A 13,856-nucleotide genomic window follows, 5' to 3' on the forward strand; every position below is an offset into this window, starting at 1 on the left:
CGTCCTTATCCCGCGAACCAGCGCTGCTCGGCCGGTCGGATGTTGTGCCAGACGTGCTTGGTCTCGCGGTACTCCTCGAGACCGGCCAGCCCGAGCTCGCGCCCGATGCCGGACTGCTTGAACCCGCCCCACTCCGCCTGCGGGACGTAGGGGTGGTAGTCGTTGATCCAGACCGTGCCCATCCGCAGCCGGCCCGCGACCCGCTGCGCCTTGCCGGCGTCCTGGGTCCAGACCGCGCCCGCGAGCCCGTAGATGCTGTCGTTGGCGATGGCGACCGCGTCGTCCTCGCTGGTGAACGTCTCCACGGTCAGCACCGGGCCGAACGACTCGTCCCGGGTGACCCTCATGTCGCGCCGGCAGCCGTCGAGGACGGTCGGCAGGTAGTAGTAGCCGTCGGACAGGGCGGGATCGTCCGGACGCCGGCCGCCGCAGCGCAGCACGGCTCCTTCGGCCAGGCCCGCGGCGACGTACGCCTCGACCTTGTCGCGGTGGGCAGCGCTGGTGAGGGGGCCGGTCTCGGCCTTCTCGTCGAAGGGCCCGCCGAGCCGGATCCGCTCGGCGCGCTCGACGAGGGCGTCGACGAACGCGTCGTGCACCGACTCCTCGACCAGGAGCCGGGCTCCGGCGGAACAGACCTGGCCCGAGTGGAGGAAGACCGCGGTGAGGGCGAAGTCGAGGGCCACGTCGAGGTCCGCGTCGGCGAACACGATGTTGGGGTTCTTGCCGCCGAGCTCGAGGGCGACCTTCTTCACGGTGCCAGCCGCGGCGGCCATCAGCAGCTTGCCGGTGGCGAGCCCGCCGGTGAACGACACGAGGTCGACACGGGGGTCCTCCGAGAGCGGTGCGCCGGCGGTGGGACCGGCACCGAGGACGAGGTTGCCGACACCGGCGGGCAGGCCCGCCTCGGCAAGCAGCTTCATCAGGTGGATCGCGGTGTGGGGCGTCAGCTCGCTCGGCTTGAGCACGAAGGAGTTGCCGGCGGCCAGGCAGGGCGCGACCTTCCAGGACGTCTGGAGCAGCGGGTAGTTCCACGGGGTGATCAGGCCGCAGACGCCGATCGGCTCGCGCACGACCCGGCTGACGACGTCGGCGTTGCCGGTGTCGACGACCCGGCCGGAGTCCTCGGCGGCGATCCGGCCGTAGTGCCGGAAGACCCCGACGACGTCGTCGACGTCGTACTCGGACTCGACCAGGCGCTTGCCGGTGTCCAGCGACTCGAGCCGGGCGACGACGTCCTTGTCGCGCTCGAGCAGGGCGGCGACCCGCAGCAGGAGGTCTCCGCGCTCGCGGCTGGAGCTCCGCGGCCACGCACCCTCGTGGAAAGCCCGGTGCGCCGCGTCGATAGCGTCCTCGGTGTCCTCGCGGCCGGCCTCGTCGACCTCGCCGGCCAGGGTGCCGTCGGCCGGGCAGCGGATCTCGCGGCGCTGCCCCGAACGGGCGGCCACCCAGTGACCATCGACGTACAGCACGGGCACGATCCGCCCTACCTCTCCCAGTTCAGCAGTAGCGCAATGCGCTACCCGTTGCTTCCTTCGCAACTTGTTGGTGGGTTGAGAGTGGTGGCGCCGAGTGCCCGTGTCAAGGGTTCGGGCAGCCGTAACGCAACGTTCACCGGCGTCGGCGCCTGCATGAAACCTCGGAGGCGGTCGCGCACGACGAAGGCCGGGACCGGCCCGCGTGCGGACTTGGTCCCGGCCGTGAGGGGGTCGGGCGAGCTGCGCCTACCCGAGCCAGCCCAGGCGCTGGCTGATGCGCTCCCCGCCGGCCTTCAGGTCGTCGATGATCGCCTCGATCCGCGCCCGGTCGAAGCGGTAGGCGGGGCCGGAAGCGGCAACCGCGGCGACGACGACCCCGGTGTGGTCCCGGACCGGGACGGCCGCCGCGTTGAGGCCGGTCTCGAGCTCCTCGTACGCCGTCGCGAAGCCGTTCACCCGCGCGTCGGCCAGCTGCTTCATCAGGGTCTTGCGGGAGGTGATGGTGTGTTCGGTGTAGGCCTTCAGGCCGGCGGCGGCGAGCACGCTCTCGAGCTGCTCCTCGCCCATGTGGGCCATCAGGATCTTCCCGCTCGACGTCGCGTGCAGCGGCGTGAGCTGGCCGACCCAGTTCTGGCTGGCCACCGCCGCCGAGCCCAGGGCCTGCTGGACGTGGACCGAGTAGTGCTCGCGGACCACCGCGAGGTTGATGGTCTCGTCGAACCGCTGGGCCAGGTCGTCGACGACCGGCCGAGCCTGCCGGACCATGTCGAGGCGCGAGGGGATCGCGCTCGCGAGCCGCAGCACGCCGAACCCGAGCTGGTACTTGCCCCGCTCGGAGTTCTGCTCGACGAGGTCGCGCTCCTCGAGGGCGGCGAGGAGCCGGAATGCCGTCGACTTGTGGACGCCGATCTCGGCGGCCACCTCGCTCACGCCGGCGCTGCCCTCGCGGGCAAGGATCTCGAGCACGCTGACTGCCCGGTCGACCGACTGGACTCCGCCGGGGGCCTCGCCGGCGCCCCGACCGTTCGCCTTCTGCTTACCGTTGCTCATGGCGCAACTGTACGGGATGGACCGCTGGATCGGGCGCTAGAACGGGTCATGTGACCCGGATCATCGTCCGACCTGGGCGACAGGTCCCGCGATCACCCCCTTGACAGGGCATCGCGTCGCCTCCCAGACTGTTGCGCATCATGCACATCGTTGTGCAGTTCGCACCAAGGTGGAGAAATGATCCGAGTCTGCCCGCTCTCTGCACTCCCCCCGGGGGTGGCCCTCCAGCTCCGGCTCTCCGGTCGGTGGCGCCGGCCAGTTCAACGTTGCCCCGTGCCGGCCTGAGATGAGCAAGATGACCACTGCGACACGGATCGACGGCAAGCGGGTTGCCGCTGACATCAAGCAAGCGCTGGCCGTGAGGGTGAGAGCCCTGCACGGTCACGGAAGCCGACCGGGGCTGGGCACCATCCTGGTCGGCGAGGACCCGGGTAGCCACGCCTACGTGGCCGGGAAGCACCGCGACTGCTCCGACGTCGGGATCGCCTCGATCCGGGTCGAGCTGCCGGCCACCGCGAGCCAGGCCGAGGTCGAGGACGCCGTACGCCGCCTCAACGACGACCCGGGCTGCACCGGCTTCATCGTCCAGCTCCCGCTGCCGGCGCACATCGACACCCATCGGGTGCTCCAGCTGATCGACCCCGACAAGGACGCAGACGGGCTGCACCCGACCAACCTGGGCAAGCTGGTGCTCGGGATGCCCGGCCCGCTCCCGTGCACGCCGCGGGGGATCATCGAGCTGCTCCGCCAGCACGACGTGCCGATCACCGGCCAGCGGTTCTGCGTGATCGGCTGCGGCCTCACCGTCGGCCGACCGCTCGGCCTGATGCTCACCCGGCCCACCGAGCACGCGACCGTCACCCTGTGCCACGAGGCGACCGTCGACGTCGCGGCGCACACGCGCGCCTCCGACGTGGTGGTCGCGGCGGCCGGCGTCGCGCACCTGGTCAAGCCGGACTGGGTGCTGCCCGGCGCGACCGTGCTGTCCGTCGGGATCACCCGCACCATCGAGGGGATCCTGGGCGACGTCCATCCCGAGGTCGACGCGGTGGCGGGCAAGGTCAGCGGCGCGACCGGAGGCGTCGGTCCGATGACGCGCGCCATGCTGCTCACCAACATCGTCGAGATCGCCGAGCGGAGCCTCGAGCAGCAGTCCGGCAACGGCCTGGCCGCGCCCTCCCTCGAACCGGCATGACCACGCTCCAGCACCCGCCGCACGCGCGGTCGTCGGCACCCGAGGCCGCGCGGTGCCGCGTGATGGGCATCGTCAACGTCACGCCCGACTCGTTCTCCGACGGGGGACGGTACGTCGACCCCACGGCCGCCATCGAGCACGGCCTCGCCCTCGTGCGGCAGGGTGCCGACCTGGTCGACGTCGGCGGCGAGTCGACGCGACCCGGCGCCGAGCGGGTGGCCGAGGAGGACGAGCTCCGGCGGGTCCTGCCCGTCGTACGAGCGCTGAGCTCGGCCGGCGCCCAGGTGTCGATCGACACCATGCGCGCGTCGGTCGCTGCTGCCGCGGTCGATGCTGGTGCCACGCTCGTCAACGACGTGTCGGGAGGCCTGGCCGACCCGGAGATGCTGCCGTTCCTCGCGGAGGCCGGCGTGGGCTGCGTGCTCATGCACTGGCGGGCGCACTCGAAGCTGATGCAGGAGCGGGCGACGTACCGCAGCGTGGCGGAGGACGTCCGCACCGAGCTCGCTCGCCGCTGCGACGCGGCCATGGCCGCCGGGGTCAGCGCCGACCGGATCATCCTCGACCCCGGCCTGGGGTTCGCCAAGGCGCCGGAGCACAGCTGGTCGCTGCTGGCGCGCCTGCCCCGGCTGATGTCCTTGGGCTTCCCGCTGCTGGTGGGGGCGTCCCGGAAGCGCTTCCTCGCCGAGTGCGTCGGCGGCGGTGACCTCGACGCAGCGCACCCGACCGACCGGGACGCCGTTTCGGCCGCCGTCGCCACGGTGGCGGCGCTCACGGGTGCCTGGGGTGTGCGCGTCCACGACGTGCCCGCCGCGGTAGCCGGCGCGCGGGTCGCTGCGCGGCTGGCCGCCGAGTGGCCGGAGAGGTAACGGCTCCGATGCTCACCCGCACGCGCTCCGACGTCGTACGACGCCTGCTCGACAACGCCCGCTTCGAGGTGCTCCCGACCGCGCGGGTCGAGGAGGCCGTTGTCACCCACCTCGCGCCCGGCCGCACGGTCACTGTGACGGCCTCGCCGTCACAGGGCCTGGAGGCGACCCTCGCGCTGACCGAGCGGCTCGCGGCCCTCGGCTACGACGTCGTGCCCCACCTCGCGGCCCGGATGATCGCCGGTCGTTCCGAGCTGGCGGAGATCTCCGACCGCCTCCTGGGGTCGGGCGTGACGACGGTGTTCGTGCCGGGCGGTGACGCCGACCCGGTCGGCCCCTACGCCGGAGCACTGGACCTGCTCGACGATCTCGCGTCGATCGGCAACCCCTTCGCGGAGGTGGGGATCACGGGCTACCCCGAGTCCCACCCGACCATCCACGACGACGTCACGGTCCAGACCATGTGGGACAAGCGACGCCACGCCACCCAGATCGTCAGCAACCTGACCTTCGACCCGCGCGTCCTGGGCTCCTGGGTGCGGCGGGTCCGGGCGCGCGGCGTGACCACGCCGATCCTCGTCGGTCTCCCCGGCCCGGTCGACCGCACCAAGCTCCTGACCATGGCCACCAAGATCGGTGTGGGGGAGTCGACGAAGTTCCTCGCGAAGAACCGTGGCGTCTTCGGCCGGATCGCCGTGCCCGGAGGCTACGACCCGATGCGCCTGCTGACCCGTGCGGCGGGGGTCCTCGGCGACGACCGGATGCACGTCCGTGGCCTGCACCTCTTCACCTTCAACCAGGTGGCCGAGACCGAGGCCTGGCGCCGCGAGCAGCTGGCCCGGTGGGAGCGGTGAGCGCGGTCGCGGCCGGGGCGCCGGAGATGGCGCTGGCAGACGTGGAGCAGCAGCTGCTCGCCCGCTGGCCCGAGACCCGGATGGATCCCACGCTCGACCGCGTGGCCATGTTGCTCGGCCTGCTCGGGAGGCCCGAGACGGCGTACCGGTCGATCCACCTGACGGGCACCAACGGCAAGACCAGCACGGCTCGCATGGTCGAGGCGCTGCTCGCTGCGTGCGGGAGCCGGACCGGGCGGTTCACCAGTCCCCACCTGGAGAGCATGCGCGAGCGCATCTCCCTCGACCTGCACCCGATCGACGTCGATCGTTTCGTCCGCAGCTACCAGGCGGTCGCCGAGCAGGCCGCGGTGGTCGACTGCGCATCGACGCACCCCGTGTCCTTCTTCGAGATGACCGTCGCCATGGCGTACCAGGCGTTCGCCGCCCACGGCGTCGACGCGGCTGTCGTCGAGGTCGGCATGGGCGGCCGGTGGGACGCGACCAACGTCATCACGGCCGACGTCGCCGCGATCCTTCCGGTCGCGCTGGACCACACCGACTACCTCGGCCCGACCGTGGAGGCGATCGCCGCGGAGAAGGCGGGCATCATCAAGGCGGGCGCCGCCGCGGTCTCCGCACGCCAGCCGGACGACGTGTCGGCCGTCCTCTGCGCTCGTGCCGACGCCGTCGGCGCCGAGCTCGCGGTCGAGGGGCGGGATTTCGCGGTGACGCGCCGCTCGCCGATGGCGAGCGGCCAGCTCCTGTCCTTCCGGGGACTCCACCGGCAGTACGACGACGTCCCGCTCGCCCTGCACGGTGAGCACCAGGCGCAGAACGCCGCGGTGGCCATCGCCTCGGCCGAGGCGTTCCTGGGCGGCCCGCTCGACGTCGACCTGGTGCGGACGGTGCTGGGACGCGTCGCCTCGCCCGGGCGGTTCGAGATCCGGCCCGGCACGCCGCCGGTGGTCCTGGACGCCGCGCACAACCCGCACGGGGCCCGCGCCCTCGCGCGCAACCTGGCGGAGCAGGTGTCGGGTCGCACGATCGCCGTGCTGGCGGTCATGGCCGACAAGGACTACTCGGCCGTGCTCCACGAGCTGGAGGGCGTGGTCGACCTGGTCGTCTGCACCCGCAACTCGAGCCCGCGGTCCCTGCCCGCCGACGAGCTCGCGGCCCAGGCGACCGACGTGTTCGGCCCGAGCCGTGTCCATCTCGCGGCGGACGTGGCCTCCGGCCTCGCCGCTGCCCGCGCCCTCGCCGACGCCCGTCCGGGTTCGACGGACGTCGTCCTCGTCACCGGGTCGGTCGTCACCGTCGGAGATGCGAGCAGCGGGCCCACCGACGGCTGACGGGTCGCTGCGAGAGCAGCACTGCCCTGCCCGGGCTCACCCGTCAGCTCGGGGTTGGGTGTCGACGTCTCCGTCGGCGCCCAACCCCACCCAGGTCAGGGCCCGGAGCACCTCAGGGGGCGCAGCGGAGGAAGTTCTGGACCAGCCGGGCGCCGTACTGGCTCAGCACCGACTCGGGGTGGAACTGAACACCGTGCAACGGGCGGCTGCGGTGACGGACCCCCATCACCACGGTGCCCTGGTCGTCATCGCTGCACGTTGCGGTGACGACGAGGTCGTCGGGGACCTTCGTCGCGGAGAGCGAGTGGTAGCGCACCGCGGGGTACGGCGACGGGATCCCGGCGAAGACCCCTGCGCCGTCGTGGTGCACCGAGGCGACGGCGCCGTGCGCCGGCCGGACCCGCTCGACGACGCCGCCGAAGGCCGAGACCAGGCCCTGCATGCCCAGGCAGACGCCGAGGACGGGCACCGTCGCCGAGCGAACGACCTCGCCGCCGACCGCGAAGTCGCTCGCGTCGAGGGGATGCCCGGGGCCGGGGGAGAGCACCACCCGGTCGTAGGAGAGGACGTGTGCGGGTGTCGTCGCGTCGTGCTGGACGACGTCCGGAAGCACGCCCGTCACGGCAGCGACGAGGTGCACGAGGTTCCACACGTAGGAGTCGTGGTGGTCGACCACGACGACGCGGGGAGTCGGCATCACGGGCGTCCCTCCCAGTCCTCGTCGAATCGGAGCCAAATCGGGCGCTCAAGCCCCTTGACGGCACACTCCAGCAGACGGCATTGTTGCTGTCAACGCAATGCGATGCAGATTACGCAACAGGAGGAACCCCATGGCTGGTCGACGGACCGTCATCATCGGTGCGGGAGTGGTGGGGGCCGCGCTGGCCGATGAGCTGTCCGCGCGCGGCTGGACGGACATCACCGTCGTCGACCAGGGCGACCTGCCGGTGACCGGTGGTTCCTCGTCGCACGCGCCGGGCCTGGTCTTCCAGGCCAGCGGCTCCAAGGTGCTCACCGAGATGGCCCGCTACACGGTGGAGAAGTTCGTCTCGTTGCAGCACGAGGGCCAGTCCTGCTTCCTGCAGGTCGGCGGCCTCGAGGTCGCGACCACGCCGGAGCGCCTCGCCGAGCTGCACCGCCGGCACGGCTGGCTCACCTCCTGGGGCGTCGAGGCCGAAGTCGTCGACGCCGACCGCTGCGTGGAGCTGCACTCGCTCGTCGACCGCGGCCAGGTCCTCGGCGGCCTGTGGTGCCCGACCGACGGTCTGGCCAAGGCGCTGTGGGCCGTCGAGGCGCAGATCGAGCGGGCGAAGGGCCGTGGCGTGAAGTTCCTCGCCCGCCACGAGGTCACCGACATCCGCGTCGAGGACGACAAGGTGGTCGGCGTCGTGACGGACCACGGAGAGCTCCCGGCCGACATCGTCGTCTCGTGCGCGGGCATCTGGGGCCCGAAGGTCGCCGCCCTGGTCGGCCTGGACCTCCCGCTCACCCCTCTCGCGCACCAGTTGGCCGTGACCGGCTCGATCCCCGAGGTCGCCGGCCAGACCGACGAGGCAATCCGCCCGATCCTGCGCCACCAGGAGCATGGCCTCTACTACCGCGACAACTTCGACGGCCTGACCATCGGCTACTACCACCACGAGCCGATGCCGATCTCGGCTTACGACATCCGGGCGGTCGACGAGACCGAGGAGATGCCGTCCGTCCTCGAGTTCACCCCGGAGGACTTCGAGCCGGCCTGGGCCGAGACGCAGGCCCTGCTCCCCGCCACCAACGACACCAAGGTCGAGGAGGGCATCAACGGCCTCTTCTCCTTCACCACCGACGGCATGCCGCTGCTCGGCGAGTCGCGTGAGGTCAAGGGCTTCTGGGTCGCCGAGGCCGTGTGGGTCACCCACTCCGCGGGTGTCGGCCGTGCCATGGCCGAGTGGCTTGCCAATGGCCACTGCGAGACCTTCGACATCCACGAGTGCGACGTGAACCGCTTCGAGGACTACCAGATCGCCCCGGCGTACGTGCTCGAGCGCGACTGCCAGAACTTCCGCGAGGTCTACGACATCCTGCACCCGCTGCAGCCGATGGACTCCCCGCGCAACGTCCGCCTCTCGCCGTTCTTCAGCCGCGAGGAGGAGCTCGACGCCTTCTTCCTGCCGGCCAATGGCTGGGAGCGCCCGCACTGGTACGGCGCCAACGCCGGCCTGGTCGAGCGCTATGACATCCCGACCCCCAACGACTGGGCCGCGAGGTACTGGGACCCGATCGTCGGCGCCGAGGCGAAGGCGACCCGCGAGGGCGTCGCGATGTACGACATGACCGCCCTCAAGCGGATCAACGTCACCGGGCCCGGCGCCGTCGACTTCCTGCAGCGCCTGTGCACCAACGACGTCGACAAGTCGGTCGGCGCGGTGGTCTACACCCTGCTCCTCGGCGCCGACGGCGGCATCCGTAGCGACATCACGGTCGCCCGTCTGGGCAAGCACCATTACCAGGTCGGTGCCAATGGTGCGCTGGACATCGACTGGTTCGAGCGCCACCTCCCCGAGGACGGCACCGTCCAGGTCACCGACATCACGCCGGGCACCTGCTGCATCGGCCTGTGGGGCCCGAAGGCCCGCGACGTGCTCGCCGGCATCACCGACGCGGACATGACCAACGACGGTCTCAAGTACTTCCGCGCGAAGTCCCTCACCATCGGCAACGTCCCGGTCACCGCCTGGCGCCTGTCGTACGTCGGCGAGCTGGGCTGGGAGATCTACACGACCGCCGACCTCGGCCAGCGCCTCTGGGACACCCTCTGGGAGGCCGGCCAGGAGCACGGCATCATCGCCGCCGGCCGTGGCGCCTTCAACAGCCTCCGCCTGGAGAAGGGCTACCGCTCGTTCGGTGGCGACATGACCAACGAGCACGACCCGTACGAGGCCGGCCTCGGCTTCGCGGTGAAGCTGGACAAGGGCGACTTCATCGGCCGCGACGCGCTGATCGCCCGCAAGGAGCGCCAGACCCGGACGCTGGCCTGCCTGACGATCGACAGCACCGAGGACGTCGTCCTCGGCAAGGAGCCGGTCTTCGCCGACGGCAAGCCGGTCGGCTACGTCACCTCCGCGGCGTACGGCTACACGATCGAGAAGGGCATCGCCTACGCCTGGCTGCCGCTCGAGGTCGCCGAGGTCGGCACCGAGCTCGAGATCGGCTACTTCGACAAGCGGGTCAGGGCCGTCGTCACCGCCGAGCCGCTCTTCGACCCGAAGATGACCCGCCTCCGCGGCTGATCACCCCGTCTCTCATTCCTTCTCAACCCTTCTTCCTTCGGAGGTTCCCTGTGAGTTTCAAGACCGCCCCCGCGGCCAACATGGCCGAGATCGCCGCCCTGGTCGAGCGCCGTGAGGTGGGCTACAGCCTGGAGTCCGCCTTCTACGCCAGCCAGGAGGTCTACGACCTGGACATGAAGGCGATCTTCGGCCAGCACTGGCTCTTCGTCGCCACGGAGGCCGAGATCCCGGAGGCGGGTGACTTCGTCACGGTCGAGATCGGCACCCAGTCGCTGATCATCGTCCGCGACGACGAGGAGGAGGTCCGCGCGCTGCGCAACGTCTGCCGCCACCGCGGCTCGCGTCTCCTCGAGGAGCCGTGTGGTGCGATCGGCAACCTGGTCTGCCCCTATCACCAGTGGACCTACCGCGCCGACGGCGAGCTGGTGTACGCCGAGAGCCAGCCGCCGTCCTTCGACAAGAGCAAGTTCGGCCTCAAGCAGGTCCACGTGCGCACCGTCGGCGGCCTGATCTTCATCTGCCTCGCCGACGAGCCACCAGCCGACTTCGACGAGGTCGCCTCGGTCATCGAGCCCTACCTGCGCTCCTACCGCGTCGCGGAGGCGAAGGTCGCCCACCAGACCGATCTGGTCGAGGCGGGCAACTGGAAGCTCGTCATGGAGAACAACCGCGAGTGCCACCACTGCGACGCTTCCCACCCGGAGCTGATCACGTCGTACTTCCCGTTCCTCCGGTACGACGAGTCGGACATCACGCCGCGCCTCCAGCCGCTCTACGAGCGCTACCTGAAGGCGACCGAGGACCTTGACGACGTCTGCAAGTCCAACGGCGTTCCGCGGGAGCTGGTCCACGAGCTCGACACCCGCGAGACCGGCTTCATGATCATGCGCCTTCCGCTGGACGGTGACGGTGCATCGTTCGGCATCGACGGCGCCCAGGTCTGCAAGAAGCTGATCGGCGACTCGCCCACTCCGAAGTTCGGTGACCTCTCCCTGCACATGCAGCCCAACTCGTGGTTCCACATGCTCAGCGACCACGTGATCGTCTTCAGCGTCCTGCCGATCGCTCCGGACAAGTCGATGGTCCGCACGACGTGGCTGGTCCACCCGGACGCCGTCGAGGGCGAGGACTACACCATCGAGGGGCTGACCGGCGTCTGGAAGGCCACCAACGACCAGGACCGCGCGCTGGTCGAGAAGGCCCAGCGCGGCGTCACGGACCCGAGCTACGTGCCCGGTCCCTACGCGCTGGTCGAGGACGACGTCGAGTCGTTCATCAACTGGTACGTCGGCCGGCTCCGCGACTCCCTCGAGCCGCGCCGCGAGAGCGCCGATCGGCTCGGTCACCTCAACGCGGTCGCGGCCCAGTAGTCACCTGATCTCCGGGGAGAAAGAAATGTCGTCCACCCAGGCACTCGAGAGCCTCGTGCCGTCCCTGCAGTCTCAGGTCTGCTGGGCGGACGAGGACCGGACCGTGCTGGTGTGCACAGCGGTCAGCGACGTCACCCACGACGTCAAGAACTTCGTGTTCGAGCCCGAGGGCGACCAGCTCTTCGAGTTCGACGCGGGCCAGTTCCTGACCCTGATGCTCGACATCGACGGCACCCGGGTGAACCGGTGCTACACGATCTCCTCGCCGCCGACCCGCCCGAACCGCATCGCCATCACGGTGAAGCGGGTCGTGGGCGGCACGGTCTCCAACTGGGTCCACGACAACATCGTGCCCGGCAGCAAGGTCACCGCACTGGCGCCGCTCGGTGCCTTCACGCTCACCAGCCGGCCGGCGGAGAAGCTCCTCTTCCTCTCCGCGGGCAGCGGGATCACCCCGCTGATGTCGATGCTGCGGACGCTCTACGACCTCGGGTCGGACGCCGACGTCGTCTTCCTGCACAGCGCGCGCACGCCGAGCGACATCGTCTTCCGCAGCGAGCTCGCGGCCATCGAGACGCTCATGCCCAACCTCCGCGTCGTACACGTCTGCGAGGCCGACTACCCGTCCGAGCGCTGGGGCGGCATGCGGGGACGCCTCTCGCCGACCATGCTCCACACGATCGTCCCCGACCTGCTCGAGCGGACCATCTTCAACTGCGGCCCGGTGCCGTACATGGACGCCGTACGCCGGATCCTCGGTGAGCTGGACTACGACCTCGGCAGCTACCACGAGGAGAGCTTCACCTTCGACGACCCGGCCATGCCGGGTGCGACGCCGCCTCCCGAGGGGGTCGCCTACGAGGACATCGCCGTCGCGGCGCCGCCCGCCGGCGACGACGGGGTGGCGACGTACTCCGTCGAGTTCACCAAGAGCGGCCGCACGGTCACATGTCGCGCGGACGAGAACGTGCTCGACGTGGCGCTCGCCGCCGGCGTGCGACTCGCGTCGTCCTGCACCCAGGGGATGTGCGGCACCTGCAAGATCCCAAAGCTCTCCGGCGAGGTGGAGATGAACCACAACGGCGGCATCCGCCCCCGCGAGGTCGCCGCCGGAAAGATCCTCGCTTGCTGTTCCAAGCCGCTCAGCGACCTCTCGCTCGACGCCTGATCGCGTCAGCAATTCACCCCCCATCACCGAATCAGAAACGGAGTCACACCCCATGGCTGACAACAGAGTCGTCGTCTACGCGGGACCTGGCCAGGTCGCGATCGAGAACACGGAGTTCCCCAAGCTGGAGATCCCGAGTGAGGTCGCCGACGGGCTCGGCATCAAGCAGGCCGCCCCGCACGCCGTGATCCTCAAGCTCGTCACGACCAACATCTGCGGCAGCGACCAGCACATGGTCCGTGGCCGCACGACGGCACCCGTGGGCCAGTCCCTGGGCCACGAGATCACCGGCGAGATCGTCGAGATCGGCGACGACGTCCTCTTCCACAAGGTCGGCGACATCTGCTCGGTGCCGTTCAACATCGCCTGCGGTCGCTGCCGGATGTGCAACGAGGGCAAGACCGGCATCTGCCTCAACGTGAACCCGGCGCGCGCCGGCGCGGCGTACGGCTACGTCGACATGGGCGGCTGGGTCGGCGGCCAGGCGGAGTACGTGATGATCCCGTTCGCCGACTTCAACCTGCTGAAGTTCCCGGACCGGGACGCGGCGCTCGAGAAGATCCTCGACCTCACGATGCTGTCGGACATCTTCCCGACCGGCTACCACGGTGCCTACACCGCCGGCGTCACCACCGGCTCCACGGTGTACGTCGCCGGTGCCGGCCCGGTGGGGCTCGCCGCGGCGTACTCGGCGCAGCTCCTGGGGGCCTCGACCGTCATCGTCGGCGACATGAACGCCGACCGCCTCGCGCAGGCCGCCAGCTTCGGCTGCGAGATCGCGGACCTGTCGAAGGGTGACTCGCTGGTGGACGTCGTTGCCGACATCCTCGGCGAGCCGGAGGTCGACGCGGCTGTCGACGCCGTCGGCTTCGAGGCGCGCGGCCACGGCAAGGACGCCGCCGAGGCGCCCGCCACGGTGCTCAACGACATCATGAACGTGTCGCGTGCCGGTGCCTCCCTCGGCATCCCGGGCCTCTACGTGACCGGCGACCCGGGCGCGGTGGACGACGCTGCGAAGGTGGGCCAGATCGGCGTGCGGCTCGGCCTCGGTTGGGCGAAGTCGCACACCTTCGTCACCGGCCAGTGCCCGGTGAAGCAGTACAACCGCCAGCTGATGAACCTGATCCTCGCGGACAAGGCGCACATCGCGAAGGCCGTGAACGCGACCCCGATCAGCCTCGACGATGCCGCGCTCGGCTACGCCGCGTTCGACAAGGGCGCCGCCCAGAAGTTCGTCATCGACCCGCACGGCATGGTCCGGGCCTGACCGATGAA

At 70.5% G+C, this 13,856-nt stretch carries 11 protein-coding genes; 8 read left to right on the top strand and 3 right to left on the bottom strand.

Features of this window, described 5'->3' with window-relative positions; genetic code table 11:
- Positions 1 to 5 precede the first annotated feature (5 nt).
- A complete protein-coding gene (locus SHK19_RS05060; RefSeq protein WP_322938004.1) occupies positions 6 to 1,475 on the bottom strand; it encodes an aldehyde dehydrogenase family protein in 1,470 nt (489 codons plus the stop codon).
- 246 nt (positions 1,476 to 1,721) lie between these two features.
- Complete coding sequence (locus tag SHK19_RS05065) at positions 1,722 to 2,525, bottom strand: IclR family transcriptional regulator (protein ID WP_322938005.1); 804 nt, start codon at positions 2,523 to 2,525, stop codon at positions 1,722 to 1,724.
- 295 nt (positions 2,526 to 2,820) lie between these two features.
- Here SHK19_RS05065 and SHK19_RS05070 point away from each other — a divergent pair, with 295 nt between their 5' ends.
- From SHK19_RS05070 to SHK19_RS05085, 4 genes are read left to right on the top strand one after another with little or no spacing between them, the layout of a single operon-like run.
- A complete protein-coding gene (locus tag SHK19_RS05070; protein WP_322938006.1) occupies positions 2,821 to 3,720 on the top strand; it encodes a bifunctional methylenetetrahydrofolate dehydrogenase/methenyltetrahydrofolate cyclohydrolase in 900 nt (299 codons plus the stop codon).
- On the top strand, positions 3,717 to 4,589 hold the full coding sequence (gene folP / locus SHK19_RS05075) for a dihydropteroate synthase (protein WP_322456586.1): 873 nt from the start codon (positions 3,717 to 3,719) through the stop codon (positions 4,587 to 4,589). The genes SHK19_RS05070 and folP overlap by 4 nt, the downstream gene beginning before the upstream one ends.
- Positions 4,590 to 4,597: 8 nt before the next feature.
- Positions 4,598 to 5,443: a methylenetetrahydrofolate reductase gene (locus SHK19_RS05080; protein WP_322938007.1), complete on the top strand. Its 846-nt coding sequence runs from the start codon at positions 4,598 to 4,600 to the stop codon at positions 5,441 to 5,443.
- Entirely contained in the window at positions 5,431 to 6,774 is a 1,344-nt protein-coding gene (locus SHK19_RS05085; protein WP_322938008.1) for a bifunctional folylpolyglutamate synthase/dihydrofolate synthase, read from the top strand. The genes SHK19_RS05080 and SHK19_RS05085 overlap by 13 nt, the downstream gene beginning before the upstream one ends.
- Before the next feature lie 112 nt (positions 6,775 to 6,886).
- Here SHK19_RS05085 and SHK19_RS05090 read toward each other — a convergent pair whose 3' ends face one another.
- Entirely contained in the window at positions 6,887 to 7,471 is a 585-nt protein-coding gene (locus tag SHK19_RS05090; protein ID WP_322456583.1) for an anthranilate synthase component II, read from the bottom strand.
- A gap of 133 nt (positions 7,472 to 7,604) precedes the next feature.
- On the opposite strand from SHK19_RS05090, the gene SHK19_RS05095 reads away from it, so the two are divergent.
- From SHK19_RS05095 to fdhA, 4 genes are read left to right on the top strand one after another with little or no spacing between them, the layout of a single operon-like run.
- Complete coding sequence (locus SHK19_RS05095) at positions 7,605 to 10,043, top strand: GcvT family protein (protein ID WP_322938009.1); 2,439 nt, start codon at positions 7,605 to 7,607, stop codon at positions 10,041 to 10,043.
- A 50-nt stretch (positions 10,044 to 10,093) separates the two neighbouring features.
- On the top strand, positions 10,094 to 11,413 hold the full coding sequence (locus SHK19_RS05100) for an aromatic ring-hydroxylating oxygenase subunit alpha (RefSeq protein WP_322938010.1): 1,320 nt from the start codon (positions 10,094 to 10,096) through the stop codon (positions 11,411 to 11,413).
- Positions 11,414 to 11,438: 25 nt separating this feature from the next.
- Positions 11,439 to 12,581, top strand: coding sequence for an FAD-binding oxidoreductase (locus tag SHK19_RS05105; RefSeq protein WP_322456580.1), 1,143 nt, complete (start codon positions 11,439 to 11,441; stop codon positions 12,579 to 12,581).
- A gap of 52 nt (positions 12,582 to 12,633) precedes the next feature.
- Positions 12,634 to 13,848 (top strand): formaldehyde dehydrogenase, glutathione-independent, encoded by a 1,215-nt coding sequence (gene fdhA / locus SHK19_RS05110; RefSeq protein ID WP_322938011.1) that lies wholly within the window; start codon positions 12,634 to 12,636, stop codon positions 13,846 to 13,848.
- Positions 13,849 to 13,856: the final 8 nt, after the last annotated feature.

Source organism: Nocardioides bizhenqiangii (assembly GCF_034661235.1).
Lineage (GTDB): Bacteria > Actinomycetota > Actinomycetes > Propionibacteriales > Nocardioidaceae > Nocardioides > Nocardioides bizhenqiangii.